Below are 21381 nucleotides of genomic sequence, written 5' to 3' on the forward strand. Positions count from 1 at the left end.
GCTTAGCAGGCTGCGCGATGATAGAATGTTTGTTTCAAATAAAAAACTAGAGAGCGGATGTTATGTTTTCACAGAAAGTGACAATCGGACAGGTTGATCCTGATTTATGGCAGGCAATTCAAGGGGAAATACAGCGACAGGAAGATCATATCGAATTGATTGCTTCGGAAAATTACGCGAGTCCGGCGGTCTTGCAGGCGCAAGGCTCGGTCTTGACCAACAAATACGCGGAGGGCTACCCCGGCAAACGTTACTATGGTGGCTGCAAATATGTGGATAGGGTTGAGCAACTTGCGATTGACCGGCTCAAAGCCTTATATAATGCCGAATATGTCAATGTGCAGCCGCACTCCGGTTCCCAGGCGAATGCCGCTGTCTATTTATCGGCCCTGAAGCCCGGCGATACGCTTCTGGGCATGTCGCTCGCGCATGGCGGCCATCTGACGCATGGGGCGGCTGTCAGCATGAGTGGCAAAATTTTCAATTCAGTGGCTTACGGACTCGATCCCGCTATCGAAGAGATCGATTATGACGAGGTGGAACGGCTTGCGATGGAGCACCGACCACGCATGATCGTTGCCGGCGCTTCTTCCTATGCAAGAATCATCGACTGGAAACGGTTCCGAAAAATTGCCGACAGCGTAGAGGCCTACTTGTTTGTCGATATGGCGCATTATGCGGGTTTGATTGCAGCCGGCTTCTATCCCAATCCAGTCGGGATTGCCGATTTTGTGACGAGCACTACGCATAAAACACTGCGTGGGCCGCGTGGCGGGGTGATCATGGCAAAAGCCGAGTATGAAAAATCACTCAATTCCGCGGTATTCCCGCAGACTCAGGGCGGCCCGCTCATGCATGTGATCGCCGCCAAGGCGGTGGCCTTCAAGGAAGCTGCCAGCCAGGAATTCAAGGATTATCAGGAGCAGGTAATTGAAAATGCACGCGTCATGGCCAAGGTGCTGCAGCAGCGAGGTTTGCGGATTGTTTCCGGCAGTACCGACTGCCATATGTTCCTGGTCGACTTGCGCGCCAAGAATCTGACCGGCAAAGAGGCTGAGGCTGCGCTGGAAGCATCGCATATTACCGTCAATAAAAATGCGATCCCGAATGATCCGCAGAAGCCATTTGTCACCAGCGGTATTCGCATCGGCACACCGGCTATTACCACCCGTGGTTTCAAGGAGCTGGAAGCCGAGCAGCTGGCCAATTTGGTGGCAGATGTGCTGGATGCGCCGAATGACTCCAAAGTCCTGGAGCAGGTGGCTCAGCAGGCGCAAGTATTATGCGCAAAATTTCCCGTTTATGGCGAGTGATTGGGCGCATCGTTAACCAGCAATTTTCCTTTCTGACAAGTCCGGAGCCATTCACTGGCTCTGGCGACAGAATTCAGCTATGAGATGTCCATTTTGTGGTGCTGAAGATACCAGCGTCATCGATTCGCGCGAGAGCGAGGAGGGGACGAGGATCAGGCGCAGGCGGCGTTGTACCGCCTGTGAGAAGCGCTTTACTACCTACGAAACAATTGAATTACGATTTCCGCAGGTCATCAAGCAGGATGGCAACCGTGTCGAATTTGACCGGAACAAACTTTATACCAGTTTTACGCGGGCATTGCATAAGCGTCCGGTCCCGACCGAGCAGGTCGATGCGGCCTTGGAGCGAATTTTACAAAAACTCTTGAGTACGGGGGTCCAGGAAATTACCTCCCGCACCATCGGTGAATGGGTCATGCAAGAGCTCTATTCCCTGGATAAAGTCGCCTATATCCGTTTTGCCTCGGTCTACAGAAGCTTTGAAGACATAGGCGACTTTCAGGAAGTCATCCGGGAGGTTCAGTCACCTCCATCTGACAAGCAATGAATGATGCGCGGCCAGTGATCGCCTTACCAGCTTTCCAGAATGGTTTTGCGTTGCATCGGGTCCAGCTCTGCGATTTCCGGGTGCGCATAATAGGAATCCCCCACGATGCTATGGGTGGAAACTTCGGCAAAAATAGCGCCTGATCGGGTGGCAAAATCATGCATGGTGCCCCGCGGCACCAGCAATTTGTCGCCGGGTTTCAAATTGACCGACTCCTGCGTGTCTTGCTGGTGCAGATTGACCGACAGATCGCCCCACAACATGCAAAAGGTTTCCTCCTTCTGTTTGTGCATATGCGGCGGATGTTTCTGTCCGGGCAGCATGATCAGCAGTTTGTAGCAATACTCCCGGTTGATCAGGTTGACCAGAATACAGCCTGTTTCCCGGAAGCGGGGGAGGCCATAGTGATGCGAGATTTCAACCGTATAGTCATCGCCGAGAGAAATGCCTGCCTCATATAACTGACCTTTCGCATCATGCAGGATCCCCCGGATGAGCCGCATGGCATCTTGCTTGGGCGCTTCGAATACAGCCGAGCCGGTCACGTAATCGCGGGAGGCAACAAAATGCGCACGCAACTGACCGAATTCCCCGCTTGTCAGCTGTCCCTCTGCGCAAGGCATGGCGAAGAATACATCTTCTGACCGGATTTCTTCTCCCTGTGCGATGTTGCGTTTGACGAAAACTCCTCGCTGCAGCTCGCGCAGCGAGTCCTTTTCATTTTGTATGACATGTTTCTCTTCACTCGCCCCGCAAATGGCGCGCATGCGCTCGGCAGCAGCCACCCACTGGTCAGCCTGCTCTGGATCCAGCGAGTAAGTGTTGAGTTGGATGTCGGGCGTTGCCACCCCGATGTGGCGCTCAAGCAAGCGCGCGCCCTTGGCGATGGCTGCCATGGCCACTTCGAGATTATCGGGTGCCTCATGGCCGGAATATCCGACTGACACATAGGGGTAACGGCGCATGATCTTGTTCAGGAAATTCATGTGAATGCGTTCGTTCGGCGTGGGGTAGAGCGAGACACAATGCATCAGTGCAAAAGCAGGTGCTCGTTTGTGCAGATAACTGACCAGATTGTCGATGTCATAGATGCTCAAGCCGCCAGTTGAAGCAATCACCGGCCGGTTGGCATCCGCGATGGCTGAAATCAACGGCCAGTCGGTTGCCGAGCAACTGGCAAGCTTCAATACCTGCACACCCAAAGCCTGGCAGGTTTGTACCGACTGCTCATCGAACGGCGTGGCTACCGTGACCAGCCCCTGCTCACGGATCGCTTCCACCAACCGCTGAAAATCATCCATGGTCAAACGGGTGCTTTCAAAGCGGCCAATATGCTTGACGTCCGTGCGGCCCTTGTAATCTGGATGAATAAAGGTATCCAGTTCGCGCAGTTGCAACTTGACCGCCGCTTTGATCTGATGTTTCCGGGCAATTTTGGCAGTTGCATCAATGATTTTCAGACCATGTTCCACGCTGCCCTGGTGGTTGTTGGCCATTTCAAAAATATACAATTGGTCTAACAGTGTCTTCATGATCGCCCTTGAACAATATTTTTACTTGAGAGTCTGGAAACAATTCGTCTGTGTGACAGAGTGACGAGTAAGCGTGGGCTGATGCTTCGTTTATCGGGCGGAATATCTGATGGTTGGATCAGGTTGGTCACGGCACGGTCCGTGAGCGGGTTTTTATCTGGATGTGGTAATACAAAAGCATGCATGTCCATCAACAATGCTGTAACGCCTCTTGTAATGTGATCAGCCGATCGTCGATATAATAATCCGCTGCAGGCTTGCCAAACTGCAGGGCATGAAAGCGCACCTTCCAGTCAGTCATCTGTTTGCGGGTCACATCCTGCCAATCTATGCCGGTGGCCGAGCCGCGTGCAGTAAACAAAATAATCCTGTGGCCCGCTTCATACAATCGATTGATGATGGCAATATTTTCCTGTATGGGCTCGCTCAGCGTGTAATCGTTATTGGCGACCAATGATGCCAGTACGCCATCGATATCCACCACGAAGGTTTTGAACGGTGCCGCTGCACCTTCCTGGCGTACTCTCAGCTGGGGAGCATGCTGGCTTGCTTGCTTGTTCAGCAAGCATTCTGCCTGGTCGAGATCGTCTTCGCTATCGATGCTCAGCATGGGCGTGTCAATCACGACTGCTGCGCTGCGCGCGCCCATGAGCGCAGACTGGGTGAGCAGACATGCACGGGTCAGGGCATAGGCTGCGCCATTTCGATGGTATACAGGCTTGAGCTGCTGGCGGGCGATAATGTCTGCGCCACGCTGATCCCATAACCCGAGCATGGCATCATCATCCAACGCCAGCTGTTTGAGCGGATGATATTTGAGATCGGTCGGACTGACTGTCCAGACGGCATCAAAGTTGCCTTGCACCAGTTTCTCGACTGTTGCGGCCACATGTTCCGGCAAGCGCAGGGGGGAAGTCGGTTGCAGCATGAGAATGATGTCATATTCGCAGCCATCGATCGATTCCATCGCCTGTAAAGCATGTTGCAATACCGGAATGTCACCAATCCGATCCCCGGAAAGTTCGGCCGGCCGCCAGAATGGCGCGGCGAGGCCAGCTTGCTCGGCGGTTCGGGCGATTTCCGGATGATCGGTGGAGACGACCGCGCGATCGATCCAGCCCAGTTCGCGCACCAGTTGTCCGACATGCCCGACCAGGGAAGTGCCGCCAATTTTGCGTAAATTTTTCAATGGCACGCCCTTGCTGCCTCCGCGGGCAGGTACGACAGCCAGTACTTTTCTTTGTGCGTACATATGCGAGGGTTCAGGCGGCTACTGCAGCGAGTCTGGACCGTAGGGACGACCATAATCAATTTTAACCACGCGTCCGGTTGCGTGCGAGCGGAGCGCAGCTGCGATCACCAGCATGGTTTCCATTCCCTGCTGGAGGGAGATGGGTGAAATTTGCCCTGGATTTGTGAGCAGATCGCCGACATGCGCAATTTCGGGCTGAAAATCATCTGGCCTGGTTTTTTCGAAGTATTGCAATTGTTCGGGTTTGCCCTGCAATTGCAGCTTGACGGCATCCATGCCCGGCTTGAGATTGATAAACCAGTCTATGTAGCCATTCTCGCCTTGCAGCCGCAATTGCTTGTCAGCCGGCTCTGTGATGACATCCTGGACCAATAAGCCGGTCAGGCCACTTTCGGTGCGCAGATTGAGTTGCGCCAATCGATCATAGCAGGCGCCACGTTCCTCGACCATATCGAGCATCGCTGACACCTCGACAATCCGCCCATGACCACTGAGATGCGCAAAATGCTGCCAAATGGCTAATCCATGCGAATGCTCGCCAAGTGCGCCCCCCCCGCGTTCGGTATAGCCAAGATAGGTTTCTTCCGGGCCGGAAATCCAGGGATGGGCTTTGAAAATGCCTTGCCAGTGTTCTCTAATCTGGGCGTGAATGGTTAATATCTTGCCGAGCGAACCGGCCTGCAGCCATTGTTCTGTCAGGCGCGTGTTGGGCGTCAGGGTATGGTTGTAACCGACCAGAACCTGAACGCCCAATGATTCTGCCCGGCTGCGTAATTGTTCGCAATCAGCCAGGGAAGGGGGGCATAATGGTTTTTCGATCAAAAGCAATTTTGGTGGGCGCTGTTTCAGGATGTCGAGCGCTATTTTGATATGTGTGTCGGGCGGCGTGCCGATGATGACGACATCAAAATTTTCTTCGCTCATAGCTTCGGGATGCGCCAGTCGAATGGTTTCATCCCAGCGACCATAACGGTTGGGATAGATTTCCGTGCGGGTACGCTCGAGTGCAGCCGGATCGATATCGCACAGCACAACTTCCCAGTCCTGCTGCCGGCATCCATATGCGAGATGATTGCCGATTGAACCGGCTCCGATAATTTTTACTTTAGTTTTCATAGCCTAGAGGTAGTGCGAATTTTATAATGAGTAATCTCTAATTTTGGGTGTGTCCGAGCAGTGCGCTGGCCATCCATCGCCACTTCCGTTTACTGTCACTGAATCATAAACACATTTTCGGTCAGCTCCTTGATGCGCAGCTTCTGAAAGCGGCCCAGCTGACTGCCCATGCGTTGTATTTGATATTCGACATCTGCGCTAGAGGTAAGTGGAAACATATGCCGCAGATAGTTGGTATTATTGCGATGCCCCGGTAATTGGGCTTCAATGCGTTTCTTGATCGCTTTGCGCCAGTAAGCCGTGCTCAATCCTACCGCCCGCGTCAGCAGCGGAGGGCGACTCTGCACGGACTGTTTTTTCAGCTGATGAATGACCGATACCAGCCGTTCGCATGATGTTGTGCCGTCATACGAGGCCAGATGATGGCGGGCCAAGTCCTTGCGTTGCTGAATATGCTGCGCATCCAGTGCTGTGCTGTCGACCAGCGCCTGCTTGATCCAGTCCAATAGGGTGGACAGATTCTGGCATTGAATGCTGAGATTGTTGGGCAGTGGATGGTCATAGGCTTCGGCGGTTACCGGGCAATAGGCCAAGGCGGTGCGATCGAGCAGGAAAGATTCGACTGCTGTCGTGCAACTATTGTGAACGGTTACGGCTGCCGCCATCAACCAGGGAACGACATTGCCTTCATAAAGCACCCGTACGTTGCTGCAATGGCGGGTCGCCTCGATCCAGGTGGCGTGATTCTCGGACGGATGCGGGCGAATCACAACTGTGATTTCGGGAAACGCTTCGCCCACCGCTGCCACCATTTTCAGGAAATGCTCGAAAATCGTCTTTTTATGGATGGCCATACCGAGCTTGGGGTCGCTGGGTTGTCCCTGCTTGTGTTTCTGGGCTTCGAGCAGATTGAGTAGATGACTTTCACCCGGATAGTAATGATTGATCCGGGAGAAATTGGTATTGATCAACACAAATTTACCATAGCGCGCACGCAATTCATCCGTCTGCTGGTTGAAAAGTCCGCGCAGCGCTGGCCGGAGCAGATCTGTGCGTGGATTGCCGGTCAAATGCAGTGGCGCGTTGGTGAAGCTGGGATGGTCGCGGATGGCCGCTGCATTGGCCTCTCCCCAGGCAAAGATGCATGAAGGTTCCCGAAGTGCGTGGGCATCCAGTTTTGTCAGGCGATACAGTTCGGGTGTGGCCCATACCAGTCCTTCCTCATCCCAGGCCGTGACGGTGAAGCCTAACCGCCGCAGCATGCGCAAAACAGTTGCGCTGCGCACAGTCATGCTCTTGCCAATGTAGAGGCCCCGCGGCAGGGATGTGGCCATTTTGTCGATCACTTTTTTGGCGCCAACGATAGTGGGCAGACCGCTTTCGGCAAGATGACAGGCGAGCAGTAGTTTGGCATCGAATTCACGCGCTCGCGTTTCGCAGGGGAGTATTACGATATCATCATTCATCATGGGTATTAGTGATCCTGCAACGGCGTTAGTCTGCCTTATTCGGGTAAAAGTGTGACTTTGGCAAACTTGCGTTTGCCAATCTGAACAATGATGGAGGCATTCAGCGGGATGGTCATCGATTTGTCCACAATTTTGTTGCCATCCAGTTTCACGCCGCCCTGTCCGATCATACGCAAGGCCTCGCTGGTGCTGGCAGTCAGCGATGCGAGCTTGAGCAACTGCGCGATTGGCAAGGCATTGCCCTGGATGTATAGGGTTTTCTCCGGGATATCATCGGGCAGCGCCCCTCTGCTGAAACGGGCCTCGAAATCGGCCAGCGCCTGATTGGCATCAGCCTGACTGTGGAAACGTGCGACGATCTCCTGGGCAAATTGTACTTTGATTTCGCGTGGATTGCGTCCCGCTTCGACTTCTTGCTGCCACTGATGCACTGTGTCCAGTGATTCAAAGGAGAGCAATTCAATATAGCGCCACATCAAGGTATCGCTGATCGACATCAGCTTGCCAAAAATCTCTCCCGGGGGCTCGGTAATGCCGATATAGTTATTCAATGATTTGGACATTTTCTGGACGCCGTCGAGTCCTTCCAGCAGAGGCATGGTCAGGATGCATTGCTGGGCTTGGCCAAAATGTTTCTGTAATTCGCGTCCCATTAACAGATTGAATTTCTGGTCGGTGCCGCCCAATTCAAGATCGGCTTTTAATGCCACTGAATCATAGCCCTGGATGAGCGGATAGAGAAATTCATGTATGGCTATCGGCTGATTGTTGCGATAACGTTTACTGAAGTCATCCCGCTCCAGCATGCGCGCCACGGTATGAGAGGCAGCAAGCCGGATCAAGTCGGCTGCGCTTAGCTTGTCCATCCAGGTGGAATTGAATACGACCTCTGTTTGATCGGGTCTGAGTATTTTAAATACCTGTGTGGTATAGGATTCGGCATTGGAGGCGACTTGCTCGCGTGTCAAGGGTGGACGTGTCGCATTCTTGCCACTGGGATCACCAATCATGCCGGTAAAGTCGCCAATCAGAAACAAGACATGATGTCCCATATCCTGAAGCAGGCGCAGTTTATTCAGCAAGACAGTATGCCCCAGATGCAAGTCAGGCGCCGTGGGGTCGAATCCCGCCTTGATTCTCAGCGGTATTCCCTGAGCGAGTTTATGCGCAAATTCCTCTTCAATCAGCAGTTCCTGGCAGCCGCGCTTTATGGCTGCCAGTTGTTGAGCGATGGTTTTAGCCACGGCGAATCAAAGATAAATCAGTCGTCATCATATTGGAGTATTTCCATGCTAGACTACAAAAGTTTTAATCAGTGAACAGGAGTGATGACATCTGATGTATTACCAATCACCCCCGAAAAAAACGAGCATTCTAGCGCAAAAACTTAGCTTTCTTGCACAAAAAAAAGTACGTTGGATTACTATTTTATCCAGTGTACCCTTATTTGGCATGGTTACCGCATTTGGAATCGTCCCCGACGCCTCGTTGCAGGAGGTATCCACGCAGCGGATCGTTCGCTCACTGCCTCTTCCTGAAAAATTTGCTTCATCCGATCCCGATATGACTTTCTGGCATCAGGAAAGCATACGTCGTGGCGACACAATCGCGGCCATACTTGCCCGGCTCGAAGTCAATCAGGCAGACAGGATCAGTTTTTTGGATACAGCGCGCGACAGTCAGGCCATGCGCCGGCTCAAACCCGGCGAGGTCGTTCATGCCGAGACCAAGCCGAATGGCGAATTGTTGAAACTGCGTTATTTCTACGGAAATGGCGAGCAGTTTTTAATGGAAAAAATCGATGGTGCCTTTGAGCTGCGCGAACAGCCTGTTGAACATCATGCGCATATCCGAGTGGGCTCGGGCGTTATCAGTAGTTCTCTGTTCGCAGCAGTTGATAAGGCCGGTCTGCCGAGTGCGATTGCTTCGCAGATTTTTGATATTTTTTCCAGCCATATCGACTTTCATCGTGACTTGCATAAAGGTGACCGTTTTACGGTTGTTTATGAATCGGGACAGGATGAAAGCGGCAAGACACAAATAGGCCGGATACTCGCGGCAGAATTTTTCAACAAGGGTAAGGCCCATCGTGCGGTTTACTTCCAGATGGAGGATGGAGAAGGCGATTACTATACCCCTGCAGGCGAGAGCTTGCGCAGACCCTTCCTGCTGGCGCCATTGAAGTTTTCCCGGATCAGTTCCGGTTTTACCAAGGCCCGCTATCATCCAATCCTAAAGAAATGGCGTGCCCATCGAGGAATTGATTATGCCGCACCGACCGGCACCCCCATCATGGCGACTGCAAATGGTATCGTGGAGTTCAAAGGCTGGCAGAATGGTTACGGCAATCTGGTCATTCTGAAGCACGATGCTCAGTACAGCTCTGCCTATGGGCATCTATCCAAGTTCAGCAAGCATTTGCAACCCGGGAAACGAATCAAACAGGGGGATGTGATTGGCTATGTCGGTGCAACGGGCATGGCGACTGGCCCCCATCTTCACTATGAGCTGAGGGTCAATGGCGTCCAGCGTGATCCATCCAAAATCGTTATGCCGGCTGCGCAACCGATCGGCAAGAAATATCGAGCGGTATTCCATCGACAAACCAAGACCTTGTTGACGCAGTTGGATCTGTTGCGCAACACGGGGTTTGCGGCACTGAACAACTGACAGGTCGCTGGCTGACGACGGCGGATAATTGAGCGCCACGCATTATATAGGCATCATGTCGGGAACCAGCCTCGATGGAGTCGATGCGGTTCTGGTGGATTTCACACAATCTTGCCCACTTGAGCACACTTGTTACATGCCTTACGATGCGGCATTGCGGGCAGCGTTACTGGCACTCAATCAGCGTAGTGAGGACGAGTTGCATCGTGCCGCCGTGTTGGCCAACCGTATTGCCAGGCTATACGCAGAGTCGGTGAGGCGCTTGCTCGATGAGACTGGCATCAATCCGCGGCAGATCGTGGCGATTGGTTGTCATGGGCAGACGGTCAGGCATTATCCGCAACCAGAGAATGGTTACAGTATTCAGTTGGTCAATGGCGCATTGCTGGCCGAGCTCACTGGTATTGCGGTTGTGACCGACTTCAGGAGCCGTGACATTGCGGCGGGCGGGCAGGGTGCACCGTTGGTACCGGCATTCCATCAGGAAGTGTTTGCCCATTCTGCCATTGACCGCTCGATCGTTAATATCGGGGGGATAGCCAATATTACCTGTCTGCCGGTCAATGGGCATGTCACTGGCTTTGATTGTGGCCCGGGCAATATTTTGCTGGATGCGTGGTGTGCCAGGCATTTGGATACACCTTATGATCGCGATGGTCAATGGGGTGTAAGCGGCAGAGTCATTCCCAGGCTATTGGAAAACTTGCAGGCTTTTCCCTATTTTTCTCTGCCGCCTCCCAAAAGTACTGGTAGGGAAATGTTCAATATCGACTGGCTGCAATCCTATTTGCAAGGCGATGAGGCGGCGCAGGATGTGCAAGCGACTCTGGTGGCCCTGACAGCTACCACGATCGCTCGTGCGGTGTCGGCTTATTTTCCAGAGGCCGATGAAATTTACTTGTGCGGAGGCGGTGCCCATAACGGCGCGCTCGTCGATCAGCTGCGGCAAGGATTGCCCGCCAGCGATATCAAGTTGACCAATGCGCTGGGGATCGATGCTGATTGGGTGGAGGCCTGTGCCTTTGCTTGGTTGGCACAGCGGGCTATCGAGCGGGCGCCGGGCAACCTGCCGGATGTGACCGGCGCTAACGAGAGCCGGATTCTGGGTGCCATTTATCCTGCCTGAGCGCCATCGTGGTGCGCCACAGACTGTCTGGCTGCGATGGATCCCGGTGCGCGTCAGTCGTTGGTCTTGCACCATGCAAGCCTCGGATTTCAGGAGGTATGATACCGCTGCGGCTTTTTCCTGGAGCAGGGCTAAACGGAAAAGGAAGAACCGCAACCACAGGTGCTGGCTGCCGCTGGATTCTTGATGACAAATTGCGCACCCTGAGCGTTTTCCTGGTAGTCGATCTCGGCGCCTATCAAATATTGAAAACTCATTGAGTCGACAAGCAGTTTCACGCCCTGCTTTTCCATTACGATGTCATCCTCGTTAATGGTCTCATCGAAGGCGAAACCATATTGGAATCCAGAACAGCCACCACCGCTGACAAAGACTCTCAGTTTCAGTTCCGGATTGGCTTCTTCTTCAATCAGTTCTTTGACCTTGCCGGCGGCGCCGTCGGTAAAAATTAACTGTGGTTGAACCTCGTTGACTAAATCATGTGTTGATGTGCTCATATTTGTCCGTTTGGATGTGTGAATTGTTGTGAATAGCAATTACATAGACTTTCCAGGAAATCCAAAATTCCGTGTTGCCTGATCAAGTTGCCTGCAACCGGCATATGCAAATGAATGCCGGTCAGCCGTTGGCTTGAGAAATCGGTCTGCTAGGAGGCTGTCCGAGAGTAGACTGATCTACTGCGGATGAACCTGGCAGGCTGGATTTTTCGATCCTTTTCGTTGAATAGTACAACTATTCGCCTCAAATGATAGAAAAATTCCGCTCAGCCCGCTTCGCCCTCGCTTCGATCGCTATTCTCGGATAGCCTCCTAGCGGCGCCCGTTGCCCAGAATCGAGCCCAGTACCCCTCTTATGATGCGCCGCCCGATTTCATTGCCGATTGTGCGGGCGGTCTGTCTGGCAAACGTTTCGATCAGATTGGGTGAAGTACGGTCTGATTGTCTGCTGCTGCTGGCCTGACTTTGAGTGGGCAGATTCGCCTGTCTGGCCGGGTTTGTCCTGCTGGATTGTTCAGTGCGCGCCTGCAAAATTTCATAAGCGGATTCCCGGTCGATGGGCGTTTCATATAGCCCATAAATGGGGGAATTGCGGATGATTGATTGTCGCGCAGGGGCGGGCAGCATACCAATCAGGCTGTGGGGAGGATGAACGCGGGCAATTTCCACCGGATGAGGGCTGCCCTTGTCGTCCAAAAACGAGACCAAGGCTTCGCCAATGCCCAGCTGGGTGATGGCCGTTTCAACGTCGATGCCGGGATGGGTGCGGAAAGTTTGGGCAGCTGCTCTGACTGCTTTCTGATCTTTCGGTGTGAAAGCGCGCAAGGCATGCTGGACCCGATTGCCCAGTTGTCCCAGTACGGCATCTGGAATATCCAGGGGATTCTGGCTGATGAAATAAATGCCCACTCCTTTCGAACGGATCAGTCGTACGACCTGCTCAATCTTGTCAAGCAATACCTTGGGGGCATTCTTGAATAGCAAATGCGCTTCGTCGAAAAAAAATACCAGCCTGGGGCGCTCACTATCGCCGGTTTCGGGAAGCTGTTCGAACAGTTCCGACAATAGCCATAACAATAATGTGGCATAGACTCGCGGCGTGCGGTAGAGGGTTTCCGCAGCTAGAATATTGATTGTGCCATGGCCGTCGCCATTGGTTTGCATCAAGTCCGTGATATCCAGCATGGGTTCACCAAAAAGATGATCGCCACCTTCCTGGGTAAGCTGCAGCAGGCTGCGCTGAATCGCGCCGACACTTGCGCGAGCGATATGCCCATATTCCGAGGACAAAATGCGTGTATTTTCCGAGACGTAGGTCAGTATGGCGCGCAGATCTTTGAGATCGAGCAGCAGCAGTCCGTGGTCGTCGGCAATTTTGAATACGATGGTCAAGATGCCCGTTTGCACGGGATTGAGATGGAGCATGCGCGCCAGAAGCAGTGGCCCCATGTCCGACACTGTGGCCCGTACGGGGTGCCCTTGTTCGCCGAACACATCCCAGAAAATAACCGGGTTGTCATGGTAAGCGAAGCCGTTCAGTTCCAGTGCCCGAATACGTGCGTCGACCGTCTGGTTGCCGCCACCGGGCATGGCCAGACCAGAGAGGTCGCCTTTTACGTCGGCCATGAATACCGGTACCCCTGCCCGGGAGAACTGCTCGGCCAGAACTTGCAAGGTTACCGTTTTGCCCGTGCCGGTTGCGCCGGCAATCAAGCCATGCCGGTTTGCCATGCGCAGATTGAGGCTGAGCACCTGATTGCTGGAGCGGCTGGATTGCGCAATGGTAAGGGAGGTATTCATGATGACGTCAGTTTTTATTGTTTTTTCTGAATAAACTCGATTTTGTAACCATCCGGATCTTCCACAAATGCAATCACGGTTGTACCATGTTTCATCGGACCCGCTTCCCGAGTGACACGTCCACCGAGTTGCTTGACTTTCTCGCAAGCCTCATAGGCGTTATCCACTTCGATTGCAATATGGCCAAAACCTGTACCCAGTTCGTATTGATTCGTCTCCCAGTTATGGGTGAGTTCCAATACCGTGCCTTCCGCTTCGTCTTGATAGCCGACAAAGGCCAATGTGAATTTTCCTTCCGGATAATCCTTGCGGCGCAGCACCCTCATGCCCAATACATGGGTGTAAAACTGGATGGATTGCTCGAGATTACCCACTCGCAGCATGGTATGCAGGATGCGCATTATATTTGGACCATTTCAAAATCTTCCTTGCGTGCGCCGCATTCCGGGCAGGTCCAGTTGATGGGCACATCTGCCCAGCGGGTGCCTGCAGGAATGCCATCTTGTGGCCACCCTTCCGCTTCGTCATAGATAAAACCACAAATCATGCACATATAACGATGAAAAACCTGGTTGTCCTCAGTAGTCATGATGGATAAATATGCTCGCTTAAGTTAAAATGACATTTTACGGTATTATTGCATGTCGCTACCACCTCCAATTGTATTATCCTTCGCTGCAAGTGATCCGACCGGGGGCGCAGGCATCCAGGCGGATATTCTCACGCTTGCCGGAATGGGCTGCCATCCGCTGACTGTCGTTACTGCCATCACGGTACAGGATACCACTGGCGTGGAAGATATTTGGCTGCTGGATGCGGAATGGGTCGTTGATCAGGCACGCACCGTACTGCAGGATATGCCTGTCCAGGCCTTTAAAATCGGCATGCTGGGCAGCGTTGAAACCATAGCAGCCATTACTGAAGTCATTTCCGATTACCCGGATATTCCGCTGGTAATTGACCCGGTGCTTGCGTCAGGACGCGGCGATTCATTCGCAAACGAAGAGGTCATCATGGCCATGCGCGAAATGCTGTTTCCGCAGGCAACAATCATCACGCCCAATAGTCTCGAAGCCAGGCGAATTGCGCTCGAGAACGAAGATGATCCGGACATTCTCAGTTTGCAGCAAAGTGCCGACCGGTTGCTGCAATGGGGGTGTGGCTATGTGTTGATCAAGGGCACGCATGAGAACACGCCCAAGGTGGTCAATACGTTATACGATATCAACGGTGTGGTGCGATCGGATACCTGGCAACGGCTGCCGGGATCGTATCACGGTTCGGGCTGTACCTTGTCTTCAGCCATAGCCGCGTCGCTGGCGCATGGCATATCCGTTGCAGATAGTGTCTATGAGGCCCAGGATTATACCTGGCATGCGCTCAAGGCAGGTTTCAGGCCAGGGATGGGGCAATATATACCAGACCGTTTTTTCTGGATGGAAAACGGTAATCCGGAGCAGCCAGATAGCAAAACCGAAGATTGATGGCGATGAGCAGATCCGAAATCAGTGGCCTTTATGCCATTACCCCGGATATCACGGATACCGGACGGCTTTGTCAGATGGTCGAACAGACATTGGCAGGGGGCGTAGGCTGCTTGCAATACCGCAATAAAAGCGCTGATGCCCCGCTCCGCCTCGTGCAATCGAGCGCGCTTCTTCCGCTTTGTCAACGTTATCAAGTGCCTCTGATTATCAATGACTACCTGGAGCTTGCCTGCCAGATCGGTGCCGATGGCCTGCATGTGGGCCAGGACGATAGCACACTCCCGGCGATCAAAGATCGTTTGGCACCGCACAAGCTGATTGGTGTGTCTTGCTACAGTCAGCTAGCCAGGGCTGTCGAAGCGGAAAAGGCCGGCGCAAGCTACGTGGCGTTTGGTGCTTTCTTTCCCTCGGCAACCAAACCGAATGCGGTTCGCGCTGCAGTCAGCTTGATCAGTGAAGCCAAATCTGTGTTGTCTGTCCCGGTTGTGGCGATCGGCGGCATTGATTTGAATAATGCAGCCAGCCTGGTTGCGCGCGGATGTGATGCAATTGCGGTCAGCCAGGCATTGTTCGGGGCCGAAGATATCGAGTTTGCCGCAAAGTGTTTCTCCCGATTGTTTTAATTCTTCCACTTTTCTATAACTTATCCAGATAAATCCTTTTATGACAATCAGTAATCAACAATTGTTTGAACGTTCCCAGCAGTATATTCCCGGTGGTGTCAATTCACCTGTGCGCGCATTCAAATCGGTTGGCGGCACCCCGATATTTTTCGAACGTGGCCAGGGTGCTTATTTTTGGGATGTAGAAGGCCAGACCTATATTGATTATGTTGGCTCCTGGGGGCCCTTGATTCTCGGGCATGCACATCCCGCGGTCGTTGGAAAGGTACAGGAAGCTGCAAGTCTCGGCATGTCTTTCGGTGCGCCGACTCGGGCCGAGCTCGAAATTGCTGAATTGCTCTGTCAGCTGCTGCCGTCACTGGAACAAGTTAGATTGGTGAGTTCTGGTACTGAGGCCGGCATGAGCGCGATCCGGCTGGCGCGTGGCTATACCGGCAGAAGCCGGATCATCAAGTTTGAGGGTTGTTATCATGGGCATGACGATGCGCTGCTGGTCAAGGCCGGATCGGGCGCCCTGACCTTCGGTCATCCCAGCTCGGCGGGTGTGCCCGCAGAAACGGCCGGGCACACCATGGTACTGGATTACAACGATGTGGCTGGCGCGAAACAGGCTTTCAGTGAACACGGCAGCGAAATTGCGGCAGTGATTGTAGAACCGATTGCCGGCAACATGAATCTGGTCCGAGCTGAACCAGCATTTCTGGAAACGCTCAGGGCGCTATGCACGCAGCATGGCAGTTTATTGATATTGGACGAAGTAATGACGGGATTTCGCGTAGGCCTAGAATGTGCACAAGGGCTGTACCAGATCAAGCCCGATCTCACCATACTCGGCAAGGTGATCGGCGGAGGCATGCCCTTGGCGGCTTTTGGGGGGCGCCGCGACGTGATGCAGTGCCTGGCGCCGCTGGGCCCGGTTTATCAGGCGGGCACGCTTTCGGGCAATCCGGTTGCTGTCGCGGCCGGATTGGAAACATTAAGACAAATCCAGGCGCCAGGTTTTTTTGACAAGCTGTCTGCGCAAACCCGGCAATTGACCGATGGCCTGACGGCTGCTGCCAAGAAAAATGGTGTGACCTTCAGTGCGCAAGCAGTAGGGGGCATGTTTGGTCTGTATTTCAGACAGGAGCCGCCCAAAAGTTTCGCTGAAGTCATGGATAGCGATCGTGAGGCATTCAATCGCTTCTTTCATGCCATGCTGAAGGCGGGTGTCTATTTCGCGCCCTCTGCATTTGAAGCCGGATTCGTATCCGCTGCACATAGCGATGCGGATATAGCGAAAACCGTCGCGGCAGCCGAGCATATATTCAGCCAAGGTATATGAGCGCGCATTTTTGATGAGGGCCTCAATTAACGATTTGGGTTGCCGTTGGTTTTTTAGTCTGGCAACTTGTTGCACGAGCATCGCTATGGCAATATGAACAATCGATCTCAACAATAACGAAAATGTCTACCTATCCTCAGAAACTTGTGGCGCTATTATTGACGGGGTGCGCGTTGTCAGGTTGTGCTTCCGTGAACGATCGGCGCGATCCTTTGGAATCGATGAACCGCGCCATATTCGCGTTTAACGAGAAGCTGGATGAGGTTGTGCTGGAGCCGGTAGCGAGGGGCTATCGGGCTGTGACACCAGATCCGATCGAGATGATCGTCGGGAATTTTTTTTCCAATCTGGATGATGTGGTCATCACGGCCAATTCACTGTTGCAACTGAAGTTTGCGGATGCGGCAGCAAGTTCGACGCGCGTGCTGATCAATACGACTTTCGGCATGTTGGGAGCGGTTGACCTGGCGAGCCATATCAGCCGCGTGAGCGACGTCGATATCAGCAAACGCAACGAGGATTTTGGTCAGACATTGGGGCACTATGGGATCGGTAGCGGTCCCTATCTTGTTCTGCCGGTATTGGGCCCGAGCACTGTGAGAGATGCAATCGGCATCGGTGTGGACAGTAGCTTTATTCATCCTGCGCGGGCGATTTATACCAATTTGGATTTATGGACAGTGCGGGCGCCGGCCTCGACCGGTCAGCTGATCGACCGGCGTGCGCAGATGCTGGATCTCGATAAAACGCTGGAAGAAGCGGCGCTGGATAAGTACGAGTTTGTCCGCGATGCTTTTCTGCAGCGACGCGCGAGCCTGGTGCGTGATGGCAGGCCGTTAGCGGATGAAGATTTTGAAGAGTTCAATGATCTCGATGAAGAGTTTATGCTGGATGATTGAACCCGGAATCCTCGAATGAAATAACCACATGGCAAGGTGTGCCTCGCCATGCGGCGGCAGAAAATTCCAGGTGGAACAATTGCTGTCTGACTCGACGGATAATGATATGTGCTGAGTCCGGCAGAGTCAGCCGGGATCAACCGGCGGCACGCAACGCTTCGATTCGCTCTTCAAGTGGCGGGTGTGACATGAATAGACGTCCCAGTTGGCTGCGTTGCCCGGAAATTCCAAAAGCCGCAATTTTTTCTGGCAAATGGGAGGGCTCATATTCCTGCTGCAAGCGCTGCAGTGCCGCAATCATCTTGGTGCGCCCTGAAAGTTGCGCACTGCCGGCATCGGCACGGAACTCACGCTGGCGGCTGAACCACATGACGATAATGGTCGCCAGTATGCCAAGCACTAGCTGAGCGATCAGGCTGGTGATGAAATAGGCCGGTCCATGGCCTTCTTCGGTTTTGAAGACGGCACGGTCGATCAAGTGACCGATCACGCGCGACAGGAAAATGACGAAAGTGTTGACGACTCCCTGAATGAGCGCGAGGGTGATCATGTCGCCATTCGCGATATGGCTGACTTCATGGGCCAAGACCGCCTCAGCCTCATCTTGGCTCATTTTCTGCAACAAACCGCTACTTACTGCTACCAGTGCATTGTTTTTGTTCATCCCTGTTGCGAAGGCATTGATGTCGGGCGAATCATAAATAGCCACCTCTGGCATACCTATTCCCGCTGCCCTGGCCTGCCGGCGAACGGTATCGACCAGCCAGCCCTCGGTCGCATTCGAAGGGATCTCAATGACCATGGCGCCCGTCATGTGTTTTGCACTCCACTTCGACATGGCCAGCGAAATGAGCGAGCCGCCAAAGCCGATGACTGCCGAAAAAACTAGCAGGGCATTAAAATTCAGGGCGCTGCCTTCGGCATCTAAAATCCGATCCACCCCAAGCAAACGCAGGGTGATGCTTAATACCACTAATATTGCAAGGTTGGTTGCAATAAACAGAAGAATTCGTTTCATTGCCGTGTTCCTTCAAGGTTGGTTGACGAGCATTCAAAAATGTTAAACGGTAATCGATCACAACATGATCCCATATGATGACACATTTCATAATATCAAGTGTGTCAGCTCACTGTCGGCCAGGGTTGCATTGCCGTGAGCAAATTTGCCTGAGATGCCATTATAATGAACGGTTATTTATTAACGAGCCCTTAGTTCAGGCAGTGGAATTCTAATCTGTTTGCGGCTATGGCTAATTATTACACTGCGACTACGGAACATTAAAAGGGGAGAAGATTTGTTGATTAATGAAAGCAATACAATGGGAGATGTAAAATGCCTCAACAGTCTGTCGTAATCGTTGGCAGTGGGCTGGCAGGTTATGCCGTCGCACGGGAATTGCGGAGACTGAATACTGACATTCAGGTAACGCTTTTGTCCGCGGATCATGGCGGATTCTATTCCAAGCCCATGTTATCCAATGCCTTGGCAACAGGCAAAACACCTGACTCGATTCTGAATGCGGAGGCCGGAAAGATGGCCGATCAATTGAATATCGTGATCCGGCCATACACCCGCGTCGATGCGATAGATGCGGTTGAAGAGCGTGTGCTGCTTGAGAATGGCGAGCGCCTGGGTTACGGCCGGCTGGTATTGGCACTCGGGGCTGATCCAGTTCGTTTGGCGATTCCGGGAGAGGGGGCAGACGAGATAGTGTCCGTCAATGATCTGGATGATTATCGGCATTTCCGTGAGCGCATAGAGGGTAAACGGCATATCGCAATCCTCGGCGCTGGGCTGATTGGTTGTGAATTCGCCAATGATCTTGCTGCCAAGGGCTATCAAGTGAGTGTCTTCGATCTGAGCCCGCAACCGCTTGGCCGTTTGCTGCCCGAACAAGCTGGCCAATTCTTGCAGGAAAAATTGGCCTTGGCGGGTGTCAATTTTCTGCTCGGAAAAACTGTCGACAAGATAGGTAAAACGGATGGCGGTTACCGGTTATTCTACCAGGATGAGCAATTTGTCGAGGCGGATGTGGTGCTTTCGGCAATTGGCCTAAGACCTCGAATCGGGCTGGCCGAGGCCGCAGGAATCAGTGTGAAGCGGGGCATTCAAGTGGATCGATATTTGCAATCCAGTATCCAGAATATTCATGCACTGGGCGATTGTGCGGAAGTGGACGGTAAAGTGTTGCCATTCATCATGCCCATTACGCATGCTGGCCGAGCGCTGGCTGCGACATTGGCCGGTACACCCACTCGTCTCCACTATCCGGCTATGCCGGTATTGGTGAAAACCCCCGGCTGCCCAACTGTGGTTTCACCGCCTGATCCGCACATGGAAGGCGAGTGGCAGATTGAAACCAGTCAGGATGGGGTCAAGGCTTTGTTTCAGGATGCTGCGGGCAATCTGCTGGGTTTTGCCCTGTTGGGGACAGCAACCAGCGAACGCCAGACGCTGACACCGCGATTACCGCCTATATTGGCATAAATTAACGCCTATTACCGATGAGAAGACCGTCGTCCCAGAAAGCAAAATATCCAGGCGCACCAGCCTTGCGTGAGCTTGTCAAGGTAGCCAGAGGACTGGCACAGTCCAGCAGCCGAATCGAGGATGCTTTCTGGGAGAAGCGGCTGGATGGTGTTGTCCAGTCACTATTGGCCGCTAGCGATGATCAAACGCTACAGTTGGCACTCGACCGGCTGCAGGATCTGGAACCGGAAGTCTATGCCGAAATACTCTATGCCATCGAGGCGTCGGTCGAGTGTACAAAATGGATGGAGGCGGACCAGGAATACGATGTATTGCTGTTTGCAATGCCGATTCTGGCCTGGTCACAGAGACAGGATGCCATTCCCTGTGGAATGGTCTCCGATAGCCTTATCGCCGATCTGCAGGCACTGCTGACAACGCTGGTATTCGCCAAGGGGACCAGGATAACCCTGACCAACTATATGCTGTGTCCGCAACAGATACGGGGGCATTACCATTTTCTGTATGATTTGGCGCAACAATTGCGACCCGTAGCAGTTGCGGGTCAATCCGTTATGCATTTGGGAGTGCCGGTACCTGGCAAGATTGATGCATCACCAGGAATCAGGTTTGTGGTGGGTGCAGCGGCTACGCCCCGGGGGGAGGCTATTTTTTGTTGGCAAAACATACGCGGCCATGCGCGGTTGGCAGACAAATTCCAAGTTGACGAACCGGAAATAGAGGGTTGGCAAACCGAGGTCGATAAGCTTCTGCAAGCGCTGTTTCCAGACTGTGCGGTACGCTCGGTTATGCCCGATGCCTTTTTTGCTGGCGCCCGCACCGCCGCTCATCTGATCCGTCCATTCTCGGTTTATGCTTGTCTCGATTATCTAATAGCCAGCGGTATCGCCATGGATTCATTAACTGCGGTGATAGCTCCTGTTCTGGGAGAACTGCACCATGAATACCGCATCAGTTTGATTTGTACCAAGACTGGAGAAGTACTTCATGGCATTATCTGGTCCTTGGCTAACAACGAATCTGCCGGCATGCCCGTCATCTCGGAAATTCAGGCTATCCTGCACGAGTGTGGTATAACCAGAATGGTTGTCTTGGGCAATATACACGATCTTGAACCTGATTCTGAAACAGAATATGCGAGCTGCCTGTTTCCCAACCTTGAAGGGAAAATGGTCAAGAAGAGCCGAATGAGCGATTTCAAAGAACTATCAGGGTACTTACATTGACAAAAGAGA

20 protein-coding genes are annotated in these 21381 nt (G+C 53.0%); 10 read left to right on the forward strand and 10 right to left on the reverse strand.

Going from position 1 to position 21381, the window contains the following annotated elements; translation table 11 throughout:
- Positions 1-62: 62 nt before the first annotated feature.
- A complete protein-coding gene (glyA, locus tag BLV85_RS01240; protein ID WP_090411297.1) occupies positions 63-1313 on the forward strand; it encodes a serine hydroxymethyltransferase in 1251 nt (416 codons plus the stop codon).
- Positions 1314-1392: 79 nt separating this feature from the next.
- Positions 1393-1860 (forward strand): transcriptional regulator NrdR, encoded by a 468-nt coding sequence (nrdR, locus tag BLV85_RS01245; RefSeq protein WP_090411299.1) that lies wholly within the window; start codon positions 1393-1395, stop codon positions 1858-1860.
- Positions 1861-1883: 23 nt separating this feature from the next.
- Here the strand turns inward: nrdR and BLV85_RS01250 are convergent, their stop codons facing one another.
- The 5 genes from BLV85_RS01250 to tyrS form a co-directional block, all read right to left on the reverse strand.
- On the reverse strand, positions 1884-3392 hold the full coding sequence (locus tag BLV85_RS01250; protein ID WP_090411300.1) for an N-acetylneuraminate synthase family protein: 1509 nt from the start codon (positions 3390-3392) through the stop codon (positions 1884-1886).
- 190 nt (positions 3393-3582) lie between these two features.
- Positions 3583-4644 (reverse strand): acylneuraminate cytidylyltransferase family protein, encoded by a 1062-nt coding sequence (locus BLV85_RS01255; RefSeq protein WP_090411302.1) that lies wholly within the window; start codon positions 4642-4644, stop codon positions 3583-3585.
- Between the two features lie 18 nt (positions 4645-4662).
- Complete coding sequence (locus BLV85_RS01260) at positions 4663-5760, reverse strand: Gfo/Idh/MocA family protein (protein ID WP_090411304.1); 1098 nt, start codon at positions 5758-5760, stop codon at positions 4663-4665.
- A gap of 95 nt (positions 5761-5855) precedes the next feature.
- Positions 5856-7229 carry a surface carbohydrate biosynthesis protein gene (locus BLV85_RS01265; protein WP_090411306.1) on the reverse strand — a complete coding sequence of 458 codons (1374 nt, stop codon included), beginning with the start codon at positions 7227-7229 and terminating at the stop codon, positions 5856-5858.
- A 35-nt stretch (positions 7230-7264) separates the two neighbouring features.
- A complete protein-coding gene (gene tyrS / locus BLV85_RS01270) occupies positions 7265-8473 on the reverse strand; it encodes a tyrosine--tRNA ligase (RefSeq protein ID WP_090411308.1) in 1209 nt (402 codons plus the stop codon).
- 208 nt (positions 8474-8681) lie between these two features.
- Here tyrS and BLV85_RS01275 point away from each other — a divergent pair, with 208 nt between their 5' ends.
- Positions 8682-9899, forward strand: coding sequence for a M23 family metallopeptidase (locus tag BLV85_RS01275; protein WP_342706990.1), 1218 nt, complete (start codon positions 8682-8684; stop codon positions 9897-9899).
- Positions 9900-9927: 28 nt separating this feature from the next.
- Positions 9928-11025 (forward strand): anhydro-N-acetylmuramic acid kinase, encoded by a 1098-nt coding sequence (locus BLV85_RS01280; RefSeq protein ID WP_090411312.1) that lies wholly within the window; start codon positions 9928-9930, stop codon positions 11023-11025.
- A 131-nt stretch (positions 11026-11156) separates the two neighbouring features.
- On the opposite strand, the gene erpA is transcribed toward BLV85_RS01280, so the two are convergent.
- The 4 genes from erpA to BLV85_RS01300 form a co-directional block, all read right to left on the reverse strand.
- A complete protein-coding gene (gene erpA / locus BLV85_RS01285) occupies positions 11157-11522 on the reverse strand; it encodes an iron-sulfur cluster insertion protein ErpA (RefSeq protein WP_090411314.1) in 366 nt (121 codons plus the stop codon).
- A gap of 312 nt (positions 11523-11834) precedes the next feature.
- Positions 11835-13322 carry a helicase HerA-like domain-containing protein gene (locus BLV85_RS01290; protein ID WP_090411317.1) on the reverse strand — a complete coding sequence of 496 codons (1488 nt, stop codon included), beginning with the start codon at positions 13320-13322 and terminating at the stop codon, positions 11835-11837.
- 14 nt (positions 13323-13336) lie between these two features.
- Entirely contained in the window at positions 13337-13723 is a 387-nt protein-coding gene (gene gloA / locus BLV85_RS01295) for a lactoylglutathione lyase (RefSeq protein WP_090411320.1), read from the reverse strand.
- Entirely contained in the window at positions 13723-13911 is a 189-nt protein-coding gene (locus tag BLV85_RS01300; RefSeq protein ID WP_090411322.1) for a rubredoxin, read from the reverse strand. The genes gloA and BLV85_RS01300 overlap by 1 nt, the downstream gene beginning before the upstream one ends.
- A 52-nt stretch (positions 13912-13963) precedes the next feature.
- Here BLV85_RS01300 and thiD point away from each other — a divergent pair, with 52 nt between their 5' ends.
- From thiD to BLV85_RS01320, 4 genes are all read left to right on the forward strand, one after another.
- On the forward strand, positions 13964-14806 hold the full coding sequence (gene thiD / locus BLV85_RS01305; protein WP_090411323.1) for a bifunctional hydroxymethylpyrimidine kinase/phosphomethylpyrimidine kinase: 843 nt from the start codon (positions 13964-13966) through the stop codon (positions 14804-14806).
- Positions 14807-14811: 5 nt separating this feature from the next.
- Positions 14812-15432, forward strand: a complete 621-nt coding sequence (gene thiE / locus BLV85_RS01310) for a thiamine phosphate synthase (protein WP_090411436.1) — start codon at positions 14812-14814, stop codon at positions 15430-15432.
- A gap of 40 nt (positions 15433-15472) precedes the next feature.
- Positions 15473-16756, forward strand: a complete 1284-nt coding sequence (gene hemL / locus BLV85_RS01315) for a glutamate-1-semialdehyde 2,1-aminomutase (RefSeq protein ID WP_090411325.1) — start codon at positions 15473-15475, stop codon at positions 16754-16756.
- 122 nt (positions 16757-16878) lie between these two features.
- On the forward strand, positions 16879-17655 hold the full coding sequence (locus tag BLV85_RS01320) for an MlaA family lipoprotein (protein ID WP_090411327.1): 777 nt from the start codon (positions 16879-16881) through the stop codon (positions 17653-17655).
- Between the two features lie 136 nt (positions 17656-17791).
- On the opposite strand, the gene htpX is transcribed toward BLV85_RS01320, so the two are convergent.
- Complete coding sequence (gene htpX, locus BLV85_RS01325) at positions 17792-18673, reverse strand: protease HtpX (protein WP_090411329.1); 882 nt, start codon at positions 18671-18673, stop codon at positions 17792-17794.
- Positions 18674-18988: 315 nt separating this feature from the next.
- On the opposite strand from htpX, the gene BLV85_RS01330 reads away from it, so the two are divergent.
- Together BLV85_RS01330 and BLV85_RS01335 are read left to right on the forward strand one after the other, a co-directional pair.
- Positions 18989-20143, forward strand: a complete 1155-nt coding sequence (locus BLV85_RS01330; protein WP_090411331.1) for an NAD(P)/FAD-dependent oxidoreductase — start codon at positions 18989-18991, stop codon at positions 20141-20143.
- A 17-nt stretch (positions 20144-20160) separates the two neighbouring features.
- On the forward strand, positions 20161-21372 hold the full coding sequence (locus BLV85_RS01335) for a DUF2863 family protein (protein ID WP_090411333.1): 1212 nt from the start codon (positions 20161-20163) through the stop codon (positions 21370-21372).
- Positions 21373-21381 lie beyond the last annotated feature (9 nt).

Source organism: Nitrosomonas halophila, assembly GCF_900107165.1.
Lineage (GTDB): Bacteria > Pseudomonadota > Gammaproteobacteria > Burkholderiales > Nitrosomonadaceae > Nitrosomonas > Nitrosomonas halophila.

What these genes read in the sequence shown, in the direction of transcription:
- glyA (WP_090411297.1), top strand. Translation starts at nt 63, where the DNA reads ATGTTTTCACAGAAAGTGACAATCGGACAGGTTGATCCTGATTTATGG.
- nrdR (WP_090411299.1), top strand. Translation starts at nt 1,393, where the DNA reads ATGAGATGTCCATTTTGTGGTGCTGAAGATACCAGCGTCATCGATTCG.
- BLV85_RS01250 (WP_090411300.1), bottom strand. Translation starts at nt 3,392, where the DNA reads ATGAAGACACTGTTAGACCAATTGTATATTTTTGAAATGGCCAACAAC.
- BLV85_RS01255 (WP_090411302.1), bottom strand. Translation starts at nt 4,644, where the DNA reads ATGTACGCACAAAGAAAAGTACTGGCTGTCGTACCTGCCCGCGGAGGC.
- BLV85_RS01260 (WP_090411304.1), bottom strand. Translation starts at nt 5,760, where the DNA reads ATGAAAACTAAAGTAAAAATTATCGGAGCCGGTTCAATCGGCAATCAT.
- BLV85_RS01265 (WP_090411306.1), bottom strand. Translation starts at nt 7,229, where the DNA reads ATGATGAATGATGATATCGTAATACTCCCCTGCGAAACGCGAGCGCGT.
- BLV85_RS01275 (WP_342706990.1), top strand. Translation starts at nt 8,682, where the DNA reads ATGGTTACCGCATTTGGAATCGTCCCCGACGCCTCGTTGCAGGAGGTA.
- erpA (WP_090411314.1), bottom strand. Translation starts at nt 11,522, where the DNA reads ATGAGCACATCAACACATGATTTAGTCAACGAGGTTCAACCACAGTTA.
- BLV85_RS01290 (WP_090411317.1), bottom strand. Translation starts at nt 13,322, where the DNA reads ATGAATACCTCCCTTACCATTGCGCAATCCAGCCGCTCCAGCAATCAG.
- gloA (WP_090411320.1), bottom strand. Translation starts at nt 13,723, where the DNA reads ATGCGCATCCTGCATACCATGCTGCGAGTGGGTAATCTCGAGCAATCC.
- BLV85_RS01300 (WP_090411322.1), bottom strand. Translation starts at nt 13,911, where the DNA reads ATGACTACTGAGGACAACCAGGTTTTTCATCGTTATATGTGCATGATT.
- thiD (WP_090411323.1), top strand. Translation starts at nt 13,964, where the DNA reads ATGTCGCTACCACCTCCAATTGTATTATCCTTCGCTGCAAGTGATCCG.
- thiE (WP_090411436.1), top strand. Translation starts at nt 14,812, where the DNA reads ATGAGCAGATCCGAAATCAGTGGCCTTTATGCCATTACCCCGGATATC.
- hemL (WP_090411325.1), top strand. Translation starts at nt 15,473, where the DNA reads ATGACAATCAGTAATCAACAATTGTTTGAACGTTCCCAGCAGTATATT.
- BLV85_RS01320 (WP_090411327.1), top strand. Translation starts at nt 16,879, where the DNA reads ATGTCTACCTATCCTCAGAAACTTGTGGCGCTATTATTGACGGGGTGC.
- htpX (WP_090411329.1), bottom strand. Translation starts at nt 18,673, where the DNA reads ATGAAACGAATTCTTCTGTTTATTGCAACCAACCTTGCAATATTAGTG.
- BLV85_RS01330 (WP_090411331.1), top strand. Translation starts at nt 18,989, where the DNA reads ATGCCTCAACAGTCTGTCGTAATCGTTGGCAGTGGGCTGGCAGGTTAT.
- BLV85_RS01335 (WP_090411333.1), top strand. Translation starts at nt 20,161, where the DNA reads ATGAGAAGACCGTCGTCCCAGAAAGCAAAATATCCAGGCGCACCAGCC.